A 23953-nucleotide genomic window follows, 5' to 3' on the forward strand; every position below is an offset into this window, starting at 1 on the left:
AAAATAATTTGACAAGTAAGTGATTATCCACTATAATAAAAAAAGTGAGTGATTACTCACTTACTTAGAAAGAGGCTCTTATGGAAAAATTATTAGATTTACAAGCAATCTCTAAAAACTTTGGGCAGCAGCTTGTTCTTGACAAGATCAATTTTGACTTGATAGCTGGTCAAATTATCGGTTTAATCGGCCCATCCGGTGCTGGAAAATCAACCATGATTAAAACCATGCTTGGGATGGAAAAGGCGGATCAGGGAGAGGCGCTTGTGCTAGGGCATCATATGCCCAACCGCTATGTCTTGGGAGAAATTGGTTATATGGCACAATCGGATGCCCTCTATGAGTCACTGACGGGTTTCGAGAATCTGCAATTTTTTGCCCGGATGAAGGGACTGTCTCGCGCTGAGATTCCTGAAGCCATTAAACATGTCTCACAAGTTGTCGAACTAACGGAGCACCTCAATAAGTCCGTTTCAGGCTACTCTGGCGGTATGAAACGTCGATTGTCTTTAGCCATTGCACTTTTAGGGAATCCTAGACTCCTCATTCTTGATGAGCCAACTGTTGGTATTGACCCTGCTCTGCGCCGTCAGGTTTGGAAAGAACTACATCAATTGAAGTCTGAAGGGGTTGGCATATTGATTACCACCCATGTCATGGATGAGGCGGAACTGACAGATAAGGTTGGACTGTTGCTTGATGGCAAATTGATCGCCTTTAACAGCCCCATTGCCCTTAAGTCATCATATGGTGTCAATACAGTTGAGGAAGTTTTCTTGAAAGCAGAGGGAGAAATAGAATGAAGATTTTGGCCATTTCAAAAAAAGTATTCCTGGAACTATTACGTGATAAACGAACCCTAATCCTATTATTTATAGCGCCTGTTTTTATCATGTGGCTCATGAATGCTGCTTTTTCCGCTAATACTGAAACAAATGTCAGCATCGCTGCCGTCGATGTTTCCGATAGTATTGTCAAATCCCTAGACGATGTGAAACAAATTAAGGCCAAGGATTATAAAACAGAAAGCAAGGCAAATCAGGCTTTAGAAAATCAGACAGTCGATGCCGTCCTTATTTTCAAGGACGAAAACGACTACCAGGTAACATATGCCAATACCGATCCCGGCAAAACAAACTTGACCCGTCAGGTCATAACGAGCACCCTCAAGCAAGCGCAAATTCAGGACCTAATCGAAAATTTCAAGAAGGCACAAGAAGCCAGTGCTCAAGCTGTTAAAAAGGCACAAAGCCAGTCTGGCAATTTACAAGCCGGCGATTCTAATGAAGTAAATATTGATCAAGCCGAAACAGAAGAAATTGATAGTTCTCAAGGTGATGATATTAACCTCTCTGAACAATATATTTATGGAGATGAGGACACCACTTTCTTTACCAAAATGACTCCTATTCTGATGGGCTTCTTTGTCTTCTTCTTTGTTTTTCTCATCTCAGGGATGGCTCTTTTGAAAGAACGTACCACGGGAACACTGGATCGTCTCCTAGCCACACCAGTCAAGCGATCTGATATCGTCTATGGCTACATGCTGGCTTATAGTTTTATTGCAGCACTTCAGACAGTTGTTATTGTCTTATCAACCATCTGGCTCTTGGATTTGGAAGTTCTTGGCAATATAGGAGATGTCATCATTGTCAATATTCTTTTTGCGCTAGTCGCTCTGGCATTTGGTCTCCTGCTGTCCACTTTGGCCAAATCCGAATTCCAAATGATGCAATTTATCCCGCTTATTATCACTCCGCAACTTTTCTTTTCAGGTATTATTCCTTTAGATTCTATGACAGGCTGGGTGCAATCTATTGGGAAAGTACTCCCACTTTATTATGCCGGGCACGCCTTATCAAAAATTGTTCTGAACGGTACCAGCATTGTCTATCTTGGAAATGACCTACTTGTCCTTTCCTTGTTTCTAGTCATTTTAACAATTTTGAATATCGTTGGACTAAAACGCTACCGCAAGGTATAATAGAGAAGAAAAGAATGAGGTAATGATGGATAACAACACGATTTTGCATAGCTATCAGAATTGGCTGGAAGCACAAAAAATGCCTGCTGGAAAAAAGAAAACCCTTTCTGCTGCTATTGAACTGTTTTCGCGGCAAGGTTACAATGGAACTTCGACTGCCCAAATTGCAGAAAAAGCTGGTATTAGTCAGGCCACCATTTTTAAATATTTCAAAACCAAAGAGGAGCTTTTATCAGAAATTATTAAGCCCCTCATTCCTGAGTTGAAAAAAGAATTTCTGCCCAAATTGAAGACCTATAGCAAAATTGAAGATGTTGTTCACTTTATTGTCCAGAATCGTTTTCGTTTCTTAGCTCAAAATGCAGACATAATAAAAATAATACTTCAGGAAATCTTAGTTAATTCAGAACTACGTCAGAGTCTAATGGTTGCTATTCAAGATACTATTATTGATGATTTGAAAATGCAGCTAAACCGGTTACAAAATGATAACCCCAATATTGTTATTTATCAGGAAGATTGTGAGGTTATCCGCACAGGCTTAGGACTCCTATTTGCATACTTTTTTCAACGATTTGTTCTTGAAATTTCAACTCAGTCAGAGGAGGAAGATTTGAAGTGCATTGAAGAACAGCTTACTAAACTGATAACAACAAAAGTTTAATGAGATTATATCTACTATTTTTCAAAAGGTTCTGTTGCGAAGTTTGAAAATCAAACGCGCCCTCTCTGAACTCCAAATATCTTAGGCTGTTATTCCCATTAATACCTTGATTTCAGTAGACACCGAAAAGCCGAAGAGCGTTCCATTTCTTCGGTTCTTTTTATATATTCCTCGAATGGTCTCCATGCCCTTAATCGTGGAAGAGGCTGTACGGAGACTTTGATAAAATTTATTTCGTCGTTTAATAGGTCGATGGTCTTGTTCTATTAAATTGTTAAGATACTTCACAGTTCGGTGCTCTGTCTTAGTATATAAACCCACACTCTGTAACTTTCTAAAGGCGGAGCCAAGAGAAGGTGCTTTATCGGTCACAATTGCTTTCGGCTCACCAAACTGTTTATGGAGTCGTTTTAAGAAAGCATAGGCTGCTTGCGTATCCCGTTTCTTTCGTAACCAGATATCTAAGGTTAAGCCGTCCGCATCAATTGCACGATAAAGATAATGCCAACGTCCCTTAATTTTGATATAGGTTTCGTCCATTTTCCATGAATAGAAGGATTGTCTATTTTTCTTCTTCCAAAGATAATAGAGGACTTTGCTGTACTCTTGCACCCAACGATAAATCGTAGTATGACAAATATTTATTACACGATCATATAACAATTCCTGAACTTCACGATAGCTTAGATTGTAACGCAGGTAGTAACCAACAGCGACAATAATGACGTCTTTTTTGAATTGTTTCCCTTTAAAATGATTCATTACTCTGTCCTCTCTGTCTTTTTTCTCAATTTTACACTAAAATAGATTTTTTGGAAAACTTTGCAACAGAACCTTCTACTGGACCCGATAGTGCTATAGACTTCTAAATATCTAAACAATCAATTAAAATAAAAAGTGGTTATCACCTATTTGGACGATAACCACTTTTCTATTTTTTGTATACTCGATTTTCTTTTTTCAAGAACTGGATAATGTTATCTTTTAATTCCTCGAAGTCACCTTGAAAAGTAGCAATGTCAATCGTTTTTTCCAGTCCATCGTTTAAGGAAAGATTGGATTGATATCCATTCATTGCTAGAAACATGTGTAAAGCAAGCACGGCAGTTCGCTTGTTGGCGTTCTTAAATGGATGTTTCTTGATTAGGTTTATCCAGGTGATAGCAGCCTTACTAAAAATGTCGGGATAGAGTATTTTTCCAAAAATTTCTTGTTTGGGCTGCTCAACTATCATCTGAAGGCTATTTGGATCAGCTATCCCAACTGGCTCCTTTGGGGAATATTTTCCAATAACCATGACATTGATTTTGATAATGTCTTCAGCGGATAGGTATTTCATTTATCTACCAACTCTTTCAATAATTCATCGTATTGGCTCATAGCTTTTTCTAACTCTTTGTCAAAGTCAAATGTTGGTTCAGCTTTACGGATGATGACATTATTTCCTGAAGTGACGAATTCGATTTCTTCACCAATTTCTGCACCAAGTACTTCTTTAATAGCGTTTGGGATAGTGATAACAGTGCTGTTACCTGTTTTGCGTAATAAAACATTCATCGGATATACCTCCTGCATTTGTAAATACATTATACATGATATATACAAAAAATAAAAGTGAATACTACTAGTTGCTCCTATTTTCTTGAATCATGATAAGGTAAACTTTTGTATTTTCTGGTTCGATTTTGCTTAATTTGCTTGAAAATTTACCTTATTTTGATGAAATTAGTTGAAATTGGATGAAATTATGGATTTTGAAAATTCATGAAAACGTTGATTTTAAAGGCTTTTGAAATTAGTTGAAATAAACAATGCTCCAACCAGGTCTTAAGAAAGCACGTAAAGCATCACAATTCTCTATCATTTAAATTAATTGATTTCTTCAGAGAAAGACTGTAAAATTTTGATATAATGTCAAGGATGGTCTGATAGATATTTAAAAGATAATGTTCAAAAGAATTACAGGTGAAAATTAAAAATATGTAAGATTGGACAGAAGTCTTTCTACGATCATCCATGCGGAAACAAATTATATGAAATAAAAGGAATAACCAATGACCGGAAACTATTCAACACGTGAATACCGAGAGAAATTATATGATGACCTTCATGTTCGGTTAAGTGATACAGTGATTTTGATGTGTGCGATTTTTATTGCCTCTATAGGTCTAAATATGAATTCAACAGCTGTCATTGTTGGAGCCATGCTGATTTCCCCTCTTATGACACCGATTGTTGGACTGGGATTCGGTTTAGCAATTTTTGATACACGTTTAATCAAACAATCTCTAGAGGTTTTATTCACTGAAGTATTGGTCAGTTTGCTTGTATCGACTCTGTATTTCTGGATTTCTCCCTTATCTTACGCAAGTAGCGAGTTGATTGCACGAACCTCTCCAACCATTTGGGATGTTGTCATTGCTATTGCTGGTGGGATAGCAGGTGTCATTGGTTCAAGGAAAAAAGAAGCAAACAATATCGTGCCAGGAGTAGCCATCGCAACAGCTCTAATGCCACCTATCTGTACTGCGGGGTATGGTTTAGCTAATGGAAATGTACGATATTTATTTGGGGCTCTCTATCTTTTCTTGATCAACTGTGTCTTTATCATGCTAACCAATATTATTGGAACAAGAATTTTGATGAGAAAATCTCCCTTAAGTTCATTTAAAGAGCTAAACATTAAAATGAGAATTGGGTTGATATTCTTGATTGTATTATTGGTCCTTCCAGCAAGCTATTCAGCAGTCACTCTGACGATGGATCAAGCGCGAAAAGAAGGGATCAAACAGTTTGTAGGAAAAGAGTTCGCCAATCATACGGTCATTAATCAACTCTACAAGTCAAGGAATAATGAATTGGTCTTGACGGTTGTTGGAGATCCAATTTCAAAAGAAGAATTAGAAACAATTCGCCAAAAACAAGCCTCTTACGGTATTCAATCTGTTCAATTGAAAGTCAATCAAGTCCATAATTCGACAAAATTAGATAGTGAGACGACCAAGGAATTTTACGAAAACATTGACAAGTATATCGATCAAAAACTCTCTGAAAAAAATTCACAAAACGATCTCGTAAAAGAAATTGAAGCAGACAAGGATTGAGGACGATGAACTGAATAGGTTTTTATGTCGTGTTTTTCTTGTTTGTTCTTCTTTCTTACCTATAACAAAATAAAATTGATGAATACGAGATTTTTCTTTAGATGAAAGAAAGTACATTAAAGTATTTTACTGTAAATTCAATTTATAAAAAAACAACAAGAAAGAAAATATAAATTTTGCGTTTTTCTTTCTGGTTGTTTTCTGATAACGGAGGTTTGCTCAAATGCTATAAGAAATAAATTAGGAGGTCTATCACCTAAAAAAAATGTATGTAACAAAAAATAATTTAACTAATGGTGTGAACTTTTAGTATTTATCAGCTCAATTCGTGTATTTTTAGGATAAAGTTCACACCATTCAGATGAAATTAGTTGGAATTGGATGAATTGTGAGTTTTGAAAACTTGTGGAAACATTGATATTACAAGCTTTTGAAATTTATTCAAAGAAATATCTTTCCAACCAGGTCTTAAGAAATGAAGTATCCATAACTAGGATTCTTGCCCCGAATTGGCCCCCAATTTTGAGGAAACATGAAGAATTTTAGTGATACTAAGTTATATTACTAATAATTAAGAATCCTTTAATAATGGGTATTAAGATGCTAAAGGAAGAACCGAGAATATTTAAATTATATTCAGCAGATAAGTTTTATCTTATAGAGGTTAAAAACGTTTTAGCTATTCACTTAGTGGAAGGAGGAATAGAAGATGAACAGGAAAGAGCTTTACAAAGATAAGTTACAGATGGATTATTTCTCAGAAAGCTATATCAAGTTTGAAGAAGATTTTTACCGTTACTCAGCTGATGGAACACCCTTGACTTTTATCATTGATGATATCCTGCTTTCCATGGCACTCTCTCATAAAAATTACTTCAAACTCAACAAAGAAAAGTCGGTTGATGGACGAGACCATTATTTCCAATTTCAAGTTACCTTGAAAGCTGATAATAAGAATGTCAGGACGTTTCAATATGTCGGTCAACGTACAACTCAAAAAGTTGGTTAAGATGAATTTAAGGTCCCATTTATATACTATAAACAATCCAAAATTTTTTCTTTTTCATAATCTCCTTGAGGCAGCTAATGTTTAACATGGCTGCTTCTTTTTGTTGAACAGATAGTTTCCGTAAAAATGGACTATTTCAAAAAAGTCTCTTTCAATGGACTTTGATATTTCTTTCCAGAAAATATAAATTTTTCGGAAATATAACTCTTTTTCTATGTAGGGTTTTGTTGCGAAGTTTGAAAATCAGATTTAGATAGTTTATCTCTACCTTGATCAGCAAGTTGACCATTTATTTCATTTAAAAAATCATTAAAGAAATCACCTTTTAAAGACAATATAGCATTGGAACTCTGATTAATAAGATGACTAAATCCATTACCTGAGGATCCAGGCTTTAATCAAAAAATAAAAGTTGCCTAATCAGTTCAGCCCTAGATAAAAAATAGTCCGAATTATTGACTTATGAGCAACTAAATACTCGGATTTACTTTAACTAGTTATTGTTAACTAAGTTGTTATAAAAGTTAACTTTTGCCATTTGATAATAAGGTCCTACCCAGATTACTAATAACCCTGCTGTTAGAACAACTAAAATCCACCAACCAATAAAACTAATCAATAATTTAAAATACTGCCATTTATGACCATCCATCAATTCACGGCTTCTAGAAATCGCTTCAATATAACCAATTGATTCACCGCTATCCAAAGCATCACGATATATCAATATTGCTTGTGAATATGCTAATGATTTAACAATACCAGGAACAATCAAAAGTACTGTCCATAATACAGTCCAGATAGTTTGTAAAATCAAGATCACTATCGCCCCAATGAAATAAGAACCATTGGAAAAAATCGTTCCCCATTTTTTAATAGGTTGTGTGTAATCTTCACGATCTCTAATCGCATCAAGTACAACAAATAATAGACCACTTGTAATAATACTAAATACAAGCGTCGTAGTCATTGATAATGACGAACTACTGAAATTGTTGTTCGTAATCAATAAGGACTCGGCTTGCGAAGATGCGTTATTCGTTAACAATAACCCTTTATAAATTACCTCTAAATCCAGTGCTAAAAAATCCAAAACATATTGTAAATAGAAATAGATAAAATACGGTATAAATAATATTAGAAAAAAACTTAAATGCTGCTTCAGTAGTTTTTTTGCATTTAATTTTAATTGACTATTATTCATGATACATTTCCCCCATTTAGGCAATACGCAGATTATTCATCTTCTTCATAATCAAATAAATCGCCTGGCTGACAATCCAACACTTGGCATAACTTATTTAAAGTAGAAAAACGAATACCTTTTGCCTTTCCTGTCTTTAAAATTGATAAATTAGCGGGCGTAATGCCAATCTGTTCAGCTAATTCTTTTCCTGATATATGTCGCTTTAACATCATAAAATCTAACTTTGTTAAGATCATATCCTTCTCCAACTAAACAAATTCATCATTTTCAACCTTCAGTTGCATACCTGAATGAAATACCTGATAAACAACATACAAAATAGCAACAAATAATAATTCTGTTAGCCACAATCCGACACTATCATTTCGTCGAATGGCTGATACATGGAGGTCGTTAGATGCAATACAAGGATAAAGTAATACTAATTGCATGAATTGTGTTACAACGGCTGTTATTGCTGCTAAAAACAACTTTTTTATATAACGTAAGTTAACGGTTGTAAAATAGTTTCCCTGTTGAATACTAGTAATTAATTTTCTAATCATTATCATAATGATAAAAATCATGATAATGATTATTAGATGAATAATGATCGTTATACCACTTAAAAACTGTTGTCCTAATGTATTAGGTGTAATGATTTTGAAATAATACACAAAAAATTTACTATACATACTATTGCTAGCTGAGTTAATTGATCGAATTAGCCAATAAACATTTTGTAAGGCTGCAATCATTAATATTAACTGCACTAACCATGTTAAGACCTTAAAAATTGTTAACGACATATTTTTAATCGTAGATTTTGCCATTTTTTCTCCTGTATTCAAAATTACTCTTTTTCGAATATAAATTATTATAAAACAATAATTAGCACTTGTAAAGAAATATATATCAGTACAGATATACGGTTCTGTTGCAAAGTTTTAAATAAAGAATAAAATCCCTTACGGTATCTATGATTTAAGCTGTTATTCCCATTAATACCTTGATTTCAGTAGACACCGAAAAGCCGAAGAGCGTTCCATTTCTTCGGTTCTTTTTATTTATTCCTCGAATGGTCTCCATGCCCTTAATCGTGGAAGAGGCTGTACGGAGACTTTGATAAAATTTATTTCGTCGTTTAATAGGTCGATGGTCTTGTTCTATTAAATTATTAAGATACTTCACAGTTCGGTGCTCTGTCTTAGTATATAAACCCACACTCTGTAACTTTCTAAAGGCGGAGCCAAGAGAAGGTGCTTTATCGGTCACAATTGCTTTCGGCTCACCAAACTGTTTATGGAGTCGTTTTAAGAAAGCATAGGCTGCTTGCGTATCCCGTTTCTTTCGTAACCAGATATCTAAGGTTAAGCCTTCGGCATCAATTGCACGATAAAGATAATGCCAACGTCCCTTAATTTTGATATAGGTTTCGTCCATTTTCCATGAATAGAAGGATTGTCTATTTTTCTTCTTCCAAAGATAATAGAGGACTTTGCTGTACTCTTGCACCCAACGATAAATCGTAGTATGACAAACATTTATTCCACGATCATATAACAATTCCTGAACTTCACGATAACTTAGATTGTAACGCAGGTAGTAACCAACAGCGACAATAATGACGTCTTTTTTGAATTGTTTCCCTTTAAAATGATTCATTACCCTGTCCTCTCTGTCTTTTTTCTCAATTTTACACTAAAATAGATTTTTTGGAAAACTTTGCAACAGAACCACTGAGAAGAAGAGGGAGGATCAAAAAAGCCATCCACAAAGGTAGATAGCTGATAATTGTTTATTTAGTAATAGTTGAATCCATAATAATGCTTTTTAGCTTGGAGACATAGACAATTTGTCTCGTAATATACTAGGAAATTACCTCACCTGTCCTCGTTTGTAGGAGTTGTTATAGACCTGAAAATCATGATCGTGCAACGACTCTGCTGCATCAGCCAACCAATTGACATTTCGTATTAGACCGCGTCCCACTTGAATGAGATCAGCTTGTCCTGTTTGCAATAGATACTCACCTAACTCCGGATTATGTAACAAACCAACTGCTGTTACTGGAATGGAGACTGCTTGTTTGATTTGTGCTGAAAATGTAGCTTGATAGCCTCCATAAATAGGAATATTGGGCTTCACATCCATCAAACCACCCGTAGAAATATCTAAACAAGCCACCCCAAGTTCCTCTAGCCATTTGGCAATTTGTTGGTAATCTTGAAGAGTATTTTGTGTTCCTGTTTCATCATAAGCTGTTGCTGATAAACGCACCCAAATTGGTCCACAAAATACCGTTTTAACTCCTTCAATTATCTCCTTCAAAAACCGGAAACGTTTTTCTAAAGTTCCGCCATATTCATCAGAACGTAGGTTAGTTAACGGCTCCAAAAACTCATTTACCAGGTAACCATGTGCACCATGTATTTCAATCATATCGTAACCAGCATCTTGAGCTCTTCGAGCAGCAGATACAAAAGCTGACTGAACACGTTGAATATCGTCTAAGGTCATTTCTTTTGGTACTTGATATTCTTTACTGTACCCTACAGCACTTGGGCCGATTGGCTGTAAAGCATCAGCAGCTTTTCGCCCACCATGGCTAAGCTGAATTCCAACTTTACTTCCAAATGCTTTCAACTCCATTACTAAGTCCGCTAAGGCCCTACCTTGACGATCAGACCATATTCCCAAATCACGATTGGACAAGCGCCCATCTGGTTCTACCGCAGTAGCCTCTTGGATAATGAGTCCAACCCCACCAATCGCACGCGCCCCATAATGAACATGATGAAAAGCCGTGGGTAAGCCATCCTCATTTTTAACCTCGTACATGCACATAGGTGGCATAACCACACGATTCTTTAATGACAAACCTGCCATTTCAACTGGTGATAAAAGTAAAGACATGAGAACCTCCTTTAAATGCTAATATAGTCATTTGAATTAGCGTAGATGCATCGTCACTTTCGGCTTGCCGTACTCTAGTACTGTCTGCACCGTAGTTCCTTGTCTGAAAGCTAATTCATTCGACTATACTCAATTAAAATCACTAACTTTAATTAAATAATAGTATACCACGATTCTCGAAAACGTTGGAAAATGAAATAGAAAAACTCCTTGAAATACACAAGGAGCGAAAAATTAAGCTTTCCAACGTTGCGTTTTTTTCAACATCATAGGATAACTTGCCTTCATAAAGAATTTAACAAGGGCATTACCTTGCCCGTTGGCAATCGCTGTTTTCCCCTTATTTACCATTTGTTCAAATGTAATATCAGGTTCAACAAATGCACCATTTACATAGCAATAGGAGCAATAAATCTGTGATTGACTCCCATCTTTTTCACTTCCACGGACATCTTGACCATGCAATTCAAGCGGCATAGAACAAGATTGACAAAATTTTTCCATAATCAATACTTCCCTTCTTTTAAGGATTCTATTTTTTAATAAAAAATAGGAGCTAATAGCAAGATAACCAACAAAGCTAAAATATGACCTACTGTCACCAGAATAAACGAATACTTAAGCCCACGTTTCATACTTAGTCTTGATAGATTATGGAAGGTAATCATCACACCAGACTGAGGCACTACTGTCAAGATAGCTGACGCAACAACTACCACACGATGAAGCAATTCTGGATTGATACCCATTTTCCATATAAGTAGGCAAAAAATGACTGGAGGCGATACCAACAGCCCCTGATGAATAGCCAATAATACCACTAACCAATGCTGTCGAGAAAGACAAACTAATCAATGGGGAGCCAGGAATTTGTTGAAACCATTCTTGAATAACAGCAAATCCAGCAGACAGGGTTAACACTGTCCCAAAAGCTACAGTGCTAGAAGTCTGAAATGCTGGTACAACAGATGCTATGGTTGCAGTATTTAAAATCTCTTTTTGGTTTGGTAAGTATGGATAGAAAATCAAGGCTGATAGGATGATAGAGATAAGTAATCCAATTGCTAAGACATTGGGAGTTTGGTTCATAAGGAAAATCGTTCCAATCAAACTCCATAAAGGCAAAACTTATAGAAACAGATTGGGTGCCTAATCAGCTAATGCTACTGAAGTATCATCCTCTTCCTCTGTATAAGTTTCTCCATCTGCTAGACTTTTCTTTAAACAGTAGGCCATATAGAGCATTCCGAATACTAATAGTGTTAAACTAGCTGCCAAACTGATAACTGGTGTCGCTGTCAAACTGGTTCCTAATACCTTTGTTGGAATAACATTTTGAATAGAGGGGGCACCTGGTAAAGTAGCCATTGTGTAGGTCCCTGCTCCCAAAAAGACCGGTAGCGGGAAAAGCGCCCAGTTAATATTTAATTCCTTAAAAAGGGGGCGAGACAAAGGGAGTAAAGTAAAAATCACTACAAAGATACTCACGCCACCATAGGTTAAAATAGAAGCAATCAATGTAATAGCCAACAAACCTTTATAAGGACTATCTTTGCCCATCACTTTTAAAATACTATTAGCAATCGTCTGCGTAGCTCCACTTGCTTCCATATACTGGGCTAAAATAGACCCCAACATAAAAATGGCAAAATTATTGATTAAAAAACCAGCTAACCCAGCCATATAAGACTGCTCTTTCCCCAACATGACTTCCAAAACATTCATTTGGTTTGTCAAGATAATGATTAAACTAGCAAGCGGGGGCAGCAATAATCACATGTAAGTTCTTTGATGTCCAATAAATAATGGCAATAATAGCCAATAACACTCCTAAAGTCGCTAAGATTGTCATAAATCTCCTAAAACGTATCTCCTTATCTCATTTTGTTCCCCTAAATCTCTTAACATTTCTCCAACTGTCTTGTTTAAACCAGGGTGGCAATAATCTATCGCTATATCAGAAAGTGGCTTAAGTACAAAGCCACGCTCATGGGCATAGGGATGAGGAACGATTAAATTCTCCTCCTGAATCATTTCCTTATTCCAGAACACGATATCCAAATCAATGGTTCGTTGACCCCATTTTTCAATTCTTACTCTGTCTAGGGCCAGTTCGATTTCCTGACAAACAATGAGAAAATCTTCTGCTGGTAAATTGGTATATACCAAACAAGCCAAATTTAAGAAATCTGCTTGATCTGTCTTTCCCCAAGCTGGAGTTTTATAAATGGGGGAAACCAAACCAAGTTGGCAGTCTGGATGGTTGTCTAATTGCTCCAAAGCGGCTTGCAAATAAGCCAGTCTGTCCCCCATATTACTCCCAATGCTCAGATAGGCATGATTTTTCATGGTCGCTCACGCTCCAATTCAATCCCAACAGCATCGTAATGGCCAGCAATTGGTGGATTTTCCTTGTAAATGGCCAAACGAATCTTTTCCACTTTTGGAAACTGACTAAAAATTTCTTGGCAAATGACACCTGCTACCTTTTCAATAAGAAGATATGGCTTTCCCTCCACGACTGCCTTAATCGTTTCAAAAACCATACCATAGTGAACTGTATCTTCTAAATTGTCAGTTTTTGAGGCCGCAGTTAGGTCAACAAACAAATCACAGTCTACAGTGAAAATTTGACCAAGGACCTGTTCTTCCTTAAAGGCTCCATGATAGCCATAAAATCGACATTTTTCCAGCGAAATCTTATCCATTCTGCCCTCCTGCAGTTAACTGAGCCCAAACTTTTACAATATCTCTGTTGGCTGCCACATTATGAACACGGACCATTTTGCATCCCTTTTGCACTGCCCATGCAGACAGGGCTGCTGTTGCTTGATCACGGTCAACAGGTAAACTATTTCCACCTATTAGGTAATCAACCACCCTTTTGCGAGAAATACCAAACAATACTGGGTAACCAAGACTGGTAATTTGGTTCAATCCGTGTAGGAGGTCCAGATTATGTTGGACATTTTTTGAAAAACCAAATCCAGGATCCAACCAAATGTTATCTGCTGCAACTCCAGCCTCTAAGGCTGCTTGCGCACGCTCCACCAGAAAGTTTTTTACTTCTCCTACAATATCGTCATAGACTTCTTCTTTTTGATTGTGCATGAGAATGATTGGTACTTTATACTCTGCGGCTAAAGCCAACATATCTCCATCATAAAGGCCAGCCCAAACATCATTCAAGATATCCGCACCCGCTTCTAGGGCTGCACGGGCCGTGCTCGTTTTATAGGTGTCAATGCTGACCGAACAATCGTAATTTTCTTTTATTGCACGGATAATCGGAACCACTCGTGCGATCTCATCTTCTTCAGACACAAATGTTGCACCAGGTCGCGTGGACTCCCCTCCAACATCGATGACAGTCGCTCCTTCCAACAACAACTTTTCAACTTGGGCTAGAGCAGACTCGATTTCATTATAGTTACCACCATCTGAAAAAGAATCCGGTGTCACATTGAGTATTCCCATAATTGATATTTGATGGGCTAATTGTTCAATAGACATAGAACCCCCTATTTATTGTGAATCATGGACAAGAGTTCTCGGCGCAAAACAGCATCTTCTTTATATTTTCCAAGAGCAACTGTGGTCACTGTCTTACTACCAGGTTTGCGTATTCCACGCATACTCATGCACATATGTTCCGCTTCAACCATGACAAATACACCTTCTGGCTCAAGGGCATCTTGAAGAGCATGAGCCACTTGATGAGTTAAGCGTTCCTGCAATTGAGGTCGCCGGCTTGCCACCTCCACTGCACGCGCTAGCTTACTCAGACCAGTTACACGGCCTTTGCTTGGAATATAGGCTACATGAGCAATCCCATAAAATGGCACCAAGTGGTGCTCACACATGGAGTGGAAAGGAATATCCTTCACCAAAACAACCTCTTCATGACCTTCTGAAAAAACGGCTGTAAACTGGTCTTTGGGATCCTCTTTTAGCCCATTAAACATTTCCAAGTACATCTTAGTCACCCGTTTCGGTGTATCAAGTAGACCTTCACGGTTTGGATCTTCACCCAATAATTCCAATAATTGGTAAATAGTTTGTTCGATTTGTTCTTGTTTTGACATAATACATCCTAAATCATTTGATTCTTTATTATACCCTAAATTAGATTTTCAGAAAAGACCTTTCATCTTCTCAATTTCAAGACTGTACCCAATCAGAAAACCTCCCAAAGATTTCTCTCCATTCTCCTTTGTGGTATAATGGAATCATTCATTTACAAGGAGCCCTCTATGACTAAGAAACCAGTCCAATTAGCGACAATTTGTTACATTGATAATGGCAAGGAATTTCTCCTCCTTCATCGAAATAAGAAAGAAAATGACGTCCATGAAGGGAAGTGGATTGGGGTGGGTGGCAAACTTGAACCAGGTGAAACCCCTCAAGCCTGCGCCATTCGTGAAGTCTTTGAGGAGACAGGTCTAACTGTTACAAAGCATGCCTTAAAAGGAATTATCACCTTTCCAGATTTCACCCCTAATTGTGATTGGTACACCTATGTCTTTAAAATAACAGGCTTTGAAGGAATAATTATTGAGTGTAATGAAGGTGATTTGGAATGGGTTCCCTACGATCAGGTTTTATCAAAGCCGACTTGGGAAGGCGACCGTCATTTTCAACAGTGGCTTCTGGAAAATCGCCCCTTTTTCTCTGCTAGTTTTCAATATGATGGAGACACACTCGTCGATTATAGTGTCGATTTTTATGGTGAGTAGGCTATCCCATCAGTCTATTTCAAAATAGAAAAAAAGCCTTGGTAGACACACAAACCAAGGTTTTCTGTATTATAAGAATTTCTTCTTAGGCATTTGTTTATTTAACACAACATCCAGCGGACCCGCTGATAAGACTGTATCTACCAAACGCTTATCTGTAATTTTCTTATCAAGAAGGACTTGATATTCTAAAACAAGCGCTTCTTTTTTCTTTTTGTATTTAAGGGATAATAAATCAGACTGCTTACAAGACTTACCAAATTGATTTTCAAAAAACTGATCATAATTGAAATTCATAGGGACTGTCACTAAGAGATGGCGACGATTTTGATTGACTTGAACAAAACTGATGTTTTCAAAAATCAAGATACAAGCTGATAAGATGACTGTTGTAAATATGGCTAAACCAAGGAAGCCCATTCCTGTTGCAAGACCAATAGCCATCGCCAGCAAGACTGCAAGCATTTCTTTTGATGAACCTGCTGCCGAGCGGAATTTAATTAGACTAAAGGTCCCCGCTACCGCAACACCTGCACCTAAGTTCCCGTTTACCAAAGAAATGATAACAGCAATCAAGGCCGGCATGAGACTTAGAGTGATAACGAATTCCTTTGTATAATTCGATTTATATTTGTAAACAGCCGCTAAGAGTACCCCCATGGATAGACTGACTCCGAAAACCAGGACCATCTGGACTAGGTTGATACTACTATTGGCTGTTGAAAAGATACTATTATACAGCTGCATGATGAATGACTTCCTCTTCTACGATGTCGTGGGCTAGCTTATAAGCATTGCCATATTTTGAAAACGATTGTTTTTCGATATTGTATTTTTCCAACAAGGCAACCAACCAATCTGGACGTTCCTCTGGAACTTTGATTTCCATGATGACCTTTTTAGGATCTAGCAAGGCTTTACCAAATCTCCCTACCATTACATTGACATTATAGTCACGATATACGAGGTTTTTATCAATGGTTAAGCGAACTTTTTTGTCCTTAATACCCTTATATGATACGCGATCATAATAAATATACATTTTAGGTTTGATGACACCATAACGTTTTCTCAACTGTTCCAGTTCTGATATTACTTTTTCATCTTTGATAGTAGCATCAATAACACCATTTTTAATGTAATTTGTAACAGATACTGGATTAGATGTTAGACGATATTTATAGCCAATTTTATTTTCCTTTTTCTTGATTTCCAAAAAGGCTTGACTTGTTTCTGATGGAATTTCATCATACACACGCATACGAATTTTTTCACGTCCATTTTTCTTAGCAAGAGAATCTTGAATCATATCAAAATCTTCATTGTCAAAGTAAATATTCGTAATCGTTGATGTAGCAAATTCATCTTCGGTCATATGTTGACGAAGTTCTTTCTCAAATTCTACAAATACATCCATATCAACAATATATTTGGTTTCTTTACGTTTAAATTGCTTTTGTACGATTCTTGTTTTCATTGCTTTACCTCTTCTATCCTAAATCTTGAATTTTGACAGGTTCCTGTCTTGTTTACAAAATATAGTTTACCGACCAAGCTTTAAATGAAACTGAAAATAGCATTAAACAAAACTTAAACTGAAGGAAGGTGAAATTCTTTTGTCACATTCTAATCTATGCTACAATAGTCCTATCAATAGTAAGGCAAGGAGAATCCCATGTACGAATTTGTCCTAGAATACGGCTCTTTCCCCGTAAAACTCAGCGATGGTTTTGTCAACAATCGCTCAGAAATCCCTGATTTTCTCAAAGAAGATGAAGAAATGATTGCCCGATTGAATGAGATTAACGAACTCTTCCACCAACTTTTCTTAACCATCGAATGCAAGTTTGACTACATCGGCAAGCAATTCCCTGACAAGATTGAACAACTACGAGCACTCTATCATCCCCTGGCAGACGATTTACTAGCCAAGTATGGCAACCAGATAGAGTTGAAGATTGAACCCTTTATTTTGTAAGACAAAAGAGATGACCGCAATCATCTCTTTTCTTCTATTCTGTATTCCAAACCATACTGATCACGCGATAGATAGCCATAATCCACCAAGTAGCGTCTCAATATAGCAAAGTCATCATAAATCTCAGCTAGAAAGGCATTAACTTCTTTTTCTGTGAAGGTCGAGCCTTTTTTAGCTAATTCTTCTTGTAAATAGGCAAACAAGTCCTGCCTACTTTTTAATTTTTTAGGAAAAGCGATAAGCTTGCCTTCTCGGAAAAATTTTTCTTGAATCTCTTGAACATTCATACCACCCTCCCAAAAATCCTAGCCCTCAGACTAGGATTTAGTAGTATAGTCTTTCAATTTGCTTTTGTACACCTCCAAAGGTTTAGGAAACCTTTGGAGGTGGGAAATAGATCGAATAAAGTTCGCATCAAAAGCTGCAGATAGCTTGCACAGACCAACCGTCTGTGCAAGTCTGAAAATATTACTTACGATAGCAAGTCACAGCTGTCGAGTACGTCAAAGCGAGTTCAAATAATCTGAAATTATTTTAAGTTGGAGATAAGGAAACAGAGTTTCCTCATACGTCGAAGTAATAAAAGATAAAATGAAAGACTAAAGTTTAACGAATTTCAGCACCAAGCTCAACCAAAGCCTTACTAATTTTCTCCATGTACTTAGCCACTTCCTTATCCGTCAAGCTATCTTCAGGATTCTGGAAGGTCAGGTTATAAGCCATAGACTTTTTACCAGCCTCGATATTGCCGCCAGCATAGACGTCAAAGAGGGTCACCTTGGTCAAGCGTTTCACGCCCGCAGCCGCAATGGCATTCAGGACATCCTGATGCTTGACATCACTGCTCAAAAGTAGGGCAATGTCACGGCTGACCGCTGGGAATTTAGAGATTTCGGTAAATGGCTGAGCAGGCTGGAGAGCTTCTTCAATCCCATCCAAATTGATTTCAGCCACATAAGTTTCAGGAATACCGTAGTCCTTAGCCGTTTGAGGGTGAACTTGTCCGACAAAGCCGATTACCGCCCCATTCAAATGGATTTCAGCAGTACGACCTGGGTGCAGGGCAGCAATCTCACTGGTTGCCATAAAGTCAACTGCCAACTTGTAGTGACCAAAGATAGCTTCCAAGATACCTTTAGCATGGAAGAAATCAACGGGTACAGCAGGTGTCTGGAAGTCTTTCTCAGCTACCAAGCCAGTCAAGACAAGGGCAAATTTATTGATTTCTTGTGGAAGGTCTTCTTTTGGATTGCCAGACTGTTCAAAGATTTTACCGATTTCGTAAAGAGCCAAGTTCTTGTTCTTACGAGCCACGTTGTAGGCAACTGTGTCTAACATACCAGACACCATGTTCTGACGAAGGGCAGAGCGGTCAACGGTCATTGGCCACATGAGTTCGGTGACTGTGGTTGGGCGTGCCACAAACTCCACAGCCTTTTCAGGCGTTGTCAAGGCATAGGAAATAATTTCTGTCAGTCCTGCACCTTCTGCCAGGCTACGTACTTGGCGACGGATGTTCTGGGTCAGGGTCAACTCACCTGCTGTTCCGTCCTCTTTCGGAAGAGTAGTTGGCAGATTATTGTAGCCATAAATACGAGCGATTTCTTCAACTAAGTCTGCAGGAATGCGAATGTCCCAACGACGACGCGGTACTGCGACTGTAAACTGACTTGCATCGCCAGTTGTTTCCATACCTAAACGACGGAAAATATCTGCGATTTGGGCATAGTCCAGATTAGTCCCGAGCGAGCGGTTGACGTAATCAATGGTCGCTGTGACTGGGACATCCGAAGTGTCCACGCTGCCCGCAGAAACGATGCCAGACAAGACCTGACCGCCAGACAATTCCGCAATCATAGCAGCTGCTGTGTCCATAGCCTCCGTCAAAGTCGCCACGTTGATTCCTTTTTCAAAGCGAGAAGAGGATTCAGAACGAAGATTGAGGCGACCTGAGGTCTTGCGAATTGACTTGCCGTCAAAGAGGGCTGCTTCCAGCACAACCGTCTTAGAGTTGTTGTCAATCTCTGTGTTGGCACCACCCATGACACCACCAAGGGCAACCGCCTTGTCCCCAACGGAAATGACGATGTCATCAGCAATCAAGTCACGCTCTTCGCCGTCAAGAGTTACCAAGTTCTCACCCTCTTTTGCCTGACGAGCCACGATTTTCTTGCCATCAAACTTGTCAAAGTCAAAGGCGTGCATTGGCTGACCGAAGTAAAGTAAGATATAGTTGGTGATGTCCACCACGTTGTTGAGCGGGCGGATACCTGCGTTCATGAGCAGGTTTTGCAACCACTGTGGACTCGGTGCGATAATCACATTTTCAATGACACGCGCCGTGTAGGCAGCTACCTTTTCTGACTCAATGGCCACTTCAATCACATCGCTGGCCTTCTTATCACTTTCCTCCAAGGCTACAGGCTTGAAGTTGACCTTGCTATCATAGATAGCAGCCACTTCGTGAGCCACACCACGCATAGAGAGAGCGTCGGCACGGTTTGGTGTGATGGACAGCTCGATAATCTCGTCGTCGAGGTCCAGATATGAAAAGACTGGCTCACCCACGACTGCATCTTCAGGCAGGTGGTAGATTCCGTCCGCATATACTTTTGGTACCACAGAGTCGGACACGCCGATTTCGCTCAATGAGCAGAGCATACCCAAGGATTCAACTCCACGGATTTTGCTTTTCTTAATCTTGTAGTTTCCAGCGATACGCGCACCTGGCAGAGCGACGATCACCTTGATGCCTGGCTTGACATTTGGAGCACCGCAAACGATTTGCGTAACTTCTTCACCGACATTGACCTGGCAGATGTTGAGGTGGGTATCTGGAATTGGCTCAGAAGACACAACCTGACCAACAACCAACTTAGACAGCCCAGCACTCTTTTGCTCAACCCCTTCTACCTCAATCCCTGTTGTTGACATTTTTTCAGACAAGTCTTGGCTTGTCGCATCAAAGTCAACGAGTTCTTTTAACCATTTGTAACTTACTAACATATTATCCTTTCTGGTGCAAAGGCCGTTTTAGTAGCCAATCCACATCTATCTTATCACCGACCGCAAATTCATGCTGGCCAAATTTTTCAAATCCGTATTTGGAATAGAATTTCTGAGCCTTGTAATTATGTTCCCAAACTCCCAGCCAGACCCAATCACAGCTTGACTGCTCTGCTTTTTTCAAAGCAAACTCAAAAAGTTTCTTACCCAACCCTTGACCTTGATAGGCCTTTAAGAGATAGATACGCTGGATTTCAAAGGCATTTTCCAGCTCATGTTCTGTCTGAGCAGGACCCTGGTTAAGCTTAAGATAACCAGCTATCTGATGATCTACTCTTAGAAAATAGTGCTGGCAGTTGGAATCCGATAACTCACTAGTCAAGACTTCGAGTGAATACGCTTCCTCAAAGAAAGCCTTCAGTTTTTTAGGGTCATTATCGTGAGCGAAGGTCTCGGCAAAAGTCTGTGTAGCCAGCTCCTGCAAAGCGGAAACCTCTTCTAAACGTATAGGATCAATCTGCATCTCATTGCCTCTCATTTCTAAATGAGCTAGGAAAATCGCAGAATAGCGACTTTCCTTCACTTTACTCGTGCGGAATTACGACGTTATAAGATTGAAAACGACATTTTTTCATCCAGAAATCTAGTGAGGGAGTAGGTATACCGCTAGAGCCGCTACCGTTTCTCTCAAACAACAATCTACTAACTTTATCGGATTACGACAGATTTCAAGCAAAACGATATTTTTTGCTTGAAATCCTAGTAAGGTAGCTAGGAAAGTCGCTTAATCGCGATTTCCGTTCACCTACTCCAGCGGAGTTACGACGTTCTAATGTTGAAAACGATATTTTTTCAACTCTAAACCTAGTGAGGTGAGTAGAAAGACCGCTATAGCGGCTTCTGCTTCTCTCAAACAACGATCTAATAACTTTTTATAGGATTACGAAGGTATTTCAAGCAAAACGATATTTTTTGCTTGAAATCCTAGTAAGGTAGCTAGGAAAGTCGCTTAATCGCGATTTCCGTTCACCTACTCCAGCGGAGTTACGACGTTCTAATGTTGAAAACGATATTTTTTCAACATTAGAGCTAGTGTGACGATTAGACAGTTCGCCATAGCGATTGTCGTCTCATAAATAGGTGCTTCAGCACCATTTATGAGTATCGGATTAAAACTGCTCAGAGAATCGTACATCTCCTTGATAGAATCCACGAATATCGTTGATACCGTAACGGAGCATGGCAATTCGTTCCTGACCAAGACCAAAGGCAAAGCCAGAGTACTTGGTTGAGTCAATGCCACTCATTTCCAATACTTGCGGATGGACCATGCCGGCACCGAGGATTTCAATCCAGCCTGTTTTCTTACATACGTTACAGCCGTCACCACCACACTTGAAGCAGGAAACATCCACTTCAACAGAAGGCTCTGTGAACGGGAAGTAAGATGGACGCAGGCGAATCTGACGCTCTTCACCAAACATTTTCTTGATGATCAATTCAAGTGTACCTTTGAGATCACCCATGGATACATTTTCACCGACAACCAAGCCTTCAATCTGGTGGAACTGGTGGCTGTGGGTCGCATCGTCCGTATCACGACGGAAAACACGGCCTGGCGAAATCATCTTCAAAGCACCTTTTGAGAAATCATGTTGGTCCATTGTACGTGCCTGAACTGGTGATGTATGGGTCCGCATAAGGATTTCTTCTGTGATATAGAAGGTATCCTGCATATCACGTGCTGGGTGGTCTTTTGGCAAATTCATGCGCTCAAAGTTATAATAGTCTTTCTCCACTTCAAATCCATCAACGATTTGGAAGCCCATGCCCAAGAAAATATCTTCGATTTCTTCAGAAGTCTGGGTCAAGACATGACGTTTTCCGACCTTAACCTGACGACTTGGCAAGGTTACATCAATAGTTTCTGAAGCTAGTTGCTGTTGGATTTTTGCTGCTGCAACCTTCTGAGCGGTTTCTTCAAAAGCAGCCGTCAGCACATCACGCACCTCATTGACCTGCTTACCAACGATTGGTTTCATATCGTTAGACAGGTCTTTCAAGCCTTTCAACAAGTCAGTCAAGGACCCTTTTTTACCCAAAACCGCGACACGCAGGTCTTGTAGTTCTTTCTCTCCTTGGTGCTGGATTTCTTTTAACTTTTCAAGTGTAGTTTGACTTAATTCAGCCAACTGTTGTTCAATGTTTGACATAATTCCTCCAATAAAAAAACGCATGACACCACTCGTATCGGAGCGTTGTCACGCGGTACCATCCGTTTTCATCTGCTAGGCAGACCTTGTTTCTAAGAACCGGTCTTCACAAGTAAAGTGCTTATATATGTGAATAAAGGTTCTAAGTCCTTGTGTGAGTGAATTCGACCAACTTTCACTGATTGAGCTTGCAGTCACGGCTCAACTCCCTGGGCAGTTTCCATAGGTGTACTAGTCTCACAGACTTCTATTCAATTAAGAATATTCTATCAAAAATAAGAGTTTTTGGCAATTGATTTCTTTACTCATTCACTGCAATTTCCCCACTATGATAGTTGATACTGAGACCGCTCTGCACATTTGGAACGAACACATTGAACTCTAGACTACCATCTGCTGCTTTTGCCTCTAGATGGCTTCCGACAGGAACAAGGTCTTCACTCTCAGCATACACCAAGGTCACACGATAGCGGACACGCTTATTTTTATCCAAGGCCCGCCGAATTTGACTTTCAAAATAATTCTGCCCAGTTGAAGTTTGGTCGTTAGCTTGGTTAGACCAGGCAGTTTGAACCGCTATGTTTTTGGGATTACTTGTTGAGGCATCAAATCCAGCAAGACCACCAATCAAGGCATAGCCTAAAAGATGTCCACGATCAACTGCATGATCATATTCCCCTGGCAAATCATGAATTTGGTGCCAGCCAGCAGGAGTCCATGACGTACGTCCATTACCAGTTGCTTCACGATCCTTATACTGACGTGTAGATTTGGCTAAAAGCGCATTGGCTACCGTTGGAACCGTTTCTCCCTGAACTGTCTTTGTCTTATTATCACCATAAGGAACACTGGCAACCGATGCATCTAAAACCGTTTGATTCCCGTTAATAATAAATGCTCCAGCGCCATTCCATTCAATCGAATTCCCCAGTTGCTTTTTTACATCTTCTGTCAATACCGAATTAGCCAGTTCCTGACTAGGTGTGCCTTCACTTGCCTTAGACCGATTGACATAATAGGAATAATCAGCAACGTTACTGCTCTTGTTATCGCTTAAAAGATAGCCACCCGCTACTGCAACAATCGTAGCCAATAAGCTGAGCAAACTCATTGCTTGTTTTTTTACATTTTTCTTCGCCATAAAATCTCCATTAAAA

General features: G+C 38.9%; 27 protein-coding genes and 3 pseudogenes. 7 read left to right on the forward strand and 23 right to left on the reverse strand.

The window, feature by feature from the left end:
• Positions 1-80 precede the first annotated feature (80 nt).
• Genes D2A30_06230 through D2A30_06240 form a run of 3 tightly spaced genes read left to right on the forward strand, consistent with a single transcriptional unit; the run spans position 81 to position 2648 of the window.
• A complete protein-coding gene (locus D2A30_06230) occupies positions 81-803 on the forward strand; it encodes an ABC transporter ATP-binding protein (protein ULL21197.1) in 723 nt (240 codons plus the stop codon).
• Positions 800-1984, forward strand: a complete 1185-nt coding sequence (locus D2A30_06235) for an ABC transporter permease (GenBank protein ULL21198.1) — start codon at positions 800-802, stop codon at positions 1982-1984. Before D2A30_06230 ends, D2A30_06235 begins: the two co-directional genes overlap by 4 nt.
• 25 nt (positions 1985-2009) lie before the next feature.
• Entirely contained in the window at positions 2010-2648 is a 639-nt protein-coding gene (locus D2A30_06240) for a TetR/AcrR family transcriptional regulator (protein ULL21199.1), read from the forward strand.
• Positions 2649-2729: 81 nt separating this feature from the next.
• Here D2A30_06240 and D2A30_06245 read toward each other — a convergent pair whose 3' ends face one another.
• The 4 genes and pseudogenes from D2A30_06245 to D2A30_06260 all read right to left on the reverse strand — a co-directional run bounded on the left by D2A30_06245 (position 2730) and on the right by D2A30_06260 (position 4205).
• Positions 2730-3410, reverse strand: coding sequence for an IS6 family transposase (locus tag D2A30_06245; protein ID ULL21200.1), 681 nt, complete (start codon positions 3408-3410; stop codon positions 2730-2732).
• Positions 3410-3481: pseudogene (locus tag D2A30_06250) on the reverse strand (DNA transposition-like protein). Before D2A30_06250 ends, D2A30_06245 begins: the two are co-directional and overlap by 1 nt.
• 98 nt (positions 3482-3579) lie before the next feature.
• Entirely contained in the window at positions 3580-3987 is a 408-nt protein-coding gene (locus D2A30_06255; GenBank protein ID ULL21201.1) for a type II toxin-antitoxin system death-on-curing family toxin, read from the reverse strand.
• The gene (locus D2A30_06260; GenBank protein ULL21202.1) at positions 3984-4205 is read right to left on the reverse strand and encodes an AbrB/MazE/SpoVT family DNA-binding domain-containing protein; all 222 of its coding nucleotides are present in this window, start codon (positions 4203-4205) and stop codon (positions 3984-3986) included. Before D2A30_06260 ends, D2A30_06255 begins: the two co-directional genes overlap by 4 nt.
• Positions 4206-4702: 497 nt before the next feature.
• Between D2A30_06260 and D2A30_06265 the strand changes: the two genes are divergently transcribed.
• Both D2A30_06265 and D2A30_06270 read left to right on the forward strand, forming a co-directional pair.
• Complete coding sequence (locus tag D2A30_06265) at positions 4703-5752, forward strand: DUF389 domain-containing protein (GenBank protein ID ULL21203.1); 1050 nt, start codon at positions 4703-4705, stop codon at positions 5750-5752.
• A 709-nt stretch (positions 5753-6461) separates the two neighbouring features.
• Entirely contained in the window at positions 6462-6761 is a 300-nt protein-coding gene (locus D2A30_06270; GenBank protein ID ULL21204.1) for a hypothetical protein, read from the forward strand.
• Positions 6762-7254: 493 nt separating this feature from the next.
• Here D2A30_06270 and D2A30_06275 read toward each other — a convergent pair whose 3' ends face one another.
• The 12 genes and pseudogenes from D2A30_06275 to folE form a co-directional block, all read right to left on the reverse strand.
• The gene (locus tag D2A30_06275) at positions 7255-7965 is read right to left on the reverse strand and encodes a DUF975 family protein (GenBank protein ID ULL21205.1); all 711 of its coding nucleotides are present in this window, start codon (positions 7963-7965) and stop codon (positions 7255-7257) included.
• A gap of 32 nt (positions 7966-7997) precedes the next feature.
• On the reverse strand, positions 7998-8204 hold the full coding sequence (locus tag D2A30_06280) for a transcriptional regulator (protein ID ULL21206.1): 207 nt from the start codon (positions 8202-8204) through the stop codon (positions 7998-8000).
• 12 nt (positions 8205-8216) lie between these two features.
• The gene (locus D2A30_06285) at positions 8217-8780 is read right to left on the reverse strand and encodes a DUF2975 domain-containing protein (GenBank protein ID ULL21207.1); all 564 of its coding nucleotides are present in this window, start codon (positions 8778-8780) and stop codon (positions 8217-8219) included.
• A 151-nt stretch (positions 8781-8931) separates the two neighbouring features.
• On the reverse strand, positions 8932-9612 hold the full coding sequence (locus D2A30_06290; protein ULL21208.1) for an IS6 family transposase: 681 nt from the start codon (positions 9610-9612) through the stop codon (positions 8932-8934).
• A pseudogene (locus tag D2A30_06295) lies at positions 9612-9686 on the reverse strand (DNA transposition-like protein). Before D2A30_06295 ends, D2A30_06290 begins: the two are co-directional and overlap by 1 nt.
• 139 nt (positions 9687-9825) lie before the next feature.
• On the reverse strand, positions 9826-10863 hold the full coding sequence (locus tag D2A30_06300) for an NADH:flavin oxidoreductase/NADH oxidase (GenBank protein ID ULL21209.1): 1038 nt from the start codon (positions 10861-10863) through the stop codon (positions 9826-9828).
• A gap of 234 nt (positions 10864-11097) precedes the next feature.
• Entirely contained in the window at positions 11098-11367 is a 270-nt protein-coding gene (locus D2A30_06305) for a hypothetical protein (protein ID ULL21210.1), read from the reverse strand.
• A gap of 35 nt (positions 11368-11402) precedes the next feature.
• Positions 11403-12715, reverse strand: a pseudogene (locus D2A30_06310) (GntP family permease).
• Positions 12712-13212 (reverse strand): 2-amino-4-hydroxy-6-hydroxymethyldihydropteridine diphosphokinase, encoded by a 501-nt coding sequence (gene folK / locus D2A30_06315; GenBank protein ULL21211.1) that lies wholly within the window; start codon positions 13210-13212, stop codon positions 12712-12714. Before folK ends, D2A30_06310 begins: the two are co-directional and overlap by 4 nt.
• A complete protein-coding gene (gene folB, locus D2A30_06320; protein ULL21212.1) occupies positions 13209-13571 on the reverse strand; it encodes a dihydroneopterin aldolase in 363 nt (120 codons plus the stop codon). The genes folK and folB overlap by 4 nt, the downstream gene beginning before the upstream one ends.
• On the reverse strand, positions 13564-14376 hold the full coding sequence (folP, locus tag D2A30_06325; GenBank protein ID ULL21213.1) for a dihydropteroate synthase: 813 nt from the start codon (positions 14374-14376) through the stop codon (positions 13564-13566). Before folP ends, folB begins: the two co-directional genes overlap by 8 nt.
• A gap of 8 nt (positions 14377-14384) precedes the next feature.
• Positions 14385-14948, reverse strand: a complete 564-nt coding sequence (gene folE / locus D2A30_06330) for a GTP cyclohydrolase I FolE (GenBank protein ULL21214.1) — start codon at positions 14946-14948, stop codon at positions 14385-14387.
• A 168-nt stretch (positions 14949-15116) separates the two neighbouring features.
• On the opposite strand from folE, the gene D2A30_06335 reads away from it, so the two are divergent.
• A complete protein-coding gene (locus D2A30_06335) occupies positions 15117-15599 on the forward strand; it encodes an 8-oxo-dGTP diphosphatase (protein ULL21215.1) in 483 nt (160 codons plus the stop codon).
• A 69-nt stretch (positions 15600-15668) separates the two neighbouring features.
• On the opposite strand, the gene D2A30_06340 is transcribed toward D2A30_06335, so the two are convergent.
• Both D2A30_06340 and D2A30_06345 read right to left on the reverse strand, forming a co-directional pair.
• Complete coding sequence (locus D2A30_06340; protein ID ULL21216.1) at positions 15669-16346, reverse strand: DUF4956 domain-containing protein; 678 nt, start codon at positions 16344-16346, stop codon at positions 15669-15671.
• Positions 16333-17076, reverse strand: coding sequence for a polyphosphate polymerase domain-containing protein (locus D2A30_06345; GenBank protein ULL21217.1), 744 nt, complete (start codon positions 17074-17076; stop codon positions 16333-16335). Before D2A30_06345 ends, D2A30_06340 begins: the two co-directional genes overlap by 14 nt.
• Positions 17077-17274: 198 nt before the next feature.
• Between D2A30_06345 and D2A30_06350 the strand changes: the two genes are divergently transcribed.
• Positions 17275-17577: a hypothetical protein gene (locus D2A30_06350; protein ULL21218.1), complete on the forward strand. Its 303-nt coding sequence runs from the start codon at positions 17275-17277 to the stop codon at positions 17575-17577.
• A gap of 20 nt (positions 17578-17597) precedes the next feature.
• Here D2A30_06350 and D2A30_06355 read toward each other — a convergent pair whose 3' ends face one another.
• The 5 genes from D2A30_06355 to D2A30_06375 all read right to left on the reverse strand — a co-directional run bounded on the left by D2A30_06355 (position 17598) and on the right by D2A30_06375 (position 23937).
• Positions 17598-17864, reverse strand: a complete 267-nt coding sequence (locus tag D2A30_06355) for a DUF2087 domain-containing protein (protein ULL21219.1) — start codon at positions 17862-17864, stop codon at positions 17598-17600.
• A gap of 319 nt (positions 17865-18183) precedes the next feature.
• A complete protein-coding gene (locus D2A30_06360; protein ULL21220.1) occupies positions 18184-20583 on the reverse strand; it encodes a phenylalanine--tRNA ligase subunit beta in 2400 nt (799 codons plus the stop codon).
• Position 20584: 1 nt separating this feature from the next.
• Positions 20585-21106 (reverse strand): GNAT family N-acetyltransferase, encoded by a 522-nt coding sequence (locus D2A30_06365; GenBank protein ID ULL21221.1) that lies wholly within the window; start codon positions 21104-21106, stop codon positions 20585-20587.
• Between the two features lie 646 nt (positions 21107-21752).
• Complete coding sequence (locus D2A30_06370) at positions 21753-22796, reverse strand: phenylalanine--tRNA ligase subunit alpha (GenBank protein ULL22004.1); 1044 nt, start codon at positions 22794-22796, stop codon at positions 21753-21755.
• A 301-nt stretch (positions 22797-23097) separates the two neighbouring features.
• On the reverse strand, positions 23098-23937 hold the full coding sequence (locus D2A30_06375) for a DNA/RNA non-specific endonuclease (GenBank protein ID ULL21222.1): 840 nt from the start codon (positions 23935-23937) through the stop codon (positions 23098-23100).
• Positions 23938-23953 lie beyond the last annotated feature (16 nt).

Source organism: Streptococcus suis (genome assembly GCA_022354845.1).
GTDB lineage: Bacteria > Bacillota > Bacilli > Lactobacillales > Streptococcaceae > Streptococcus > Streptococcus suis_AA.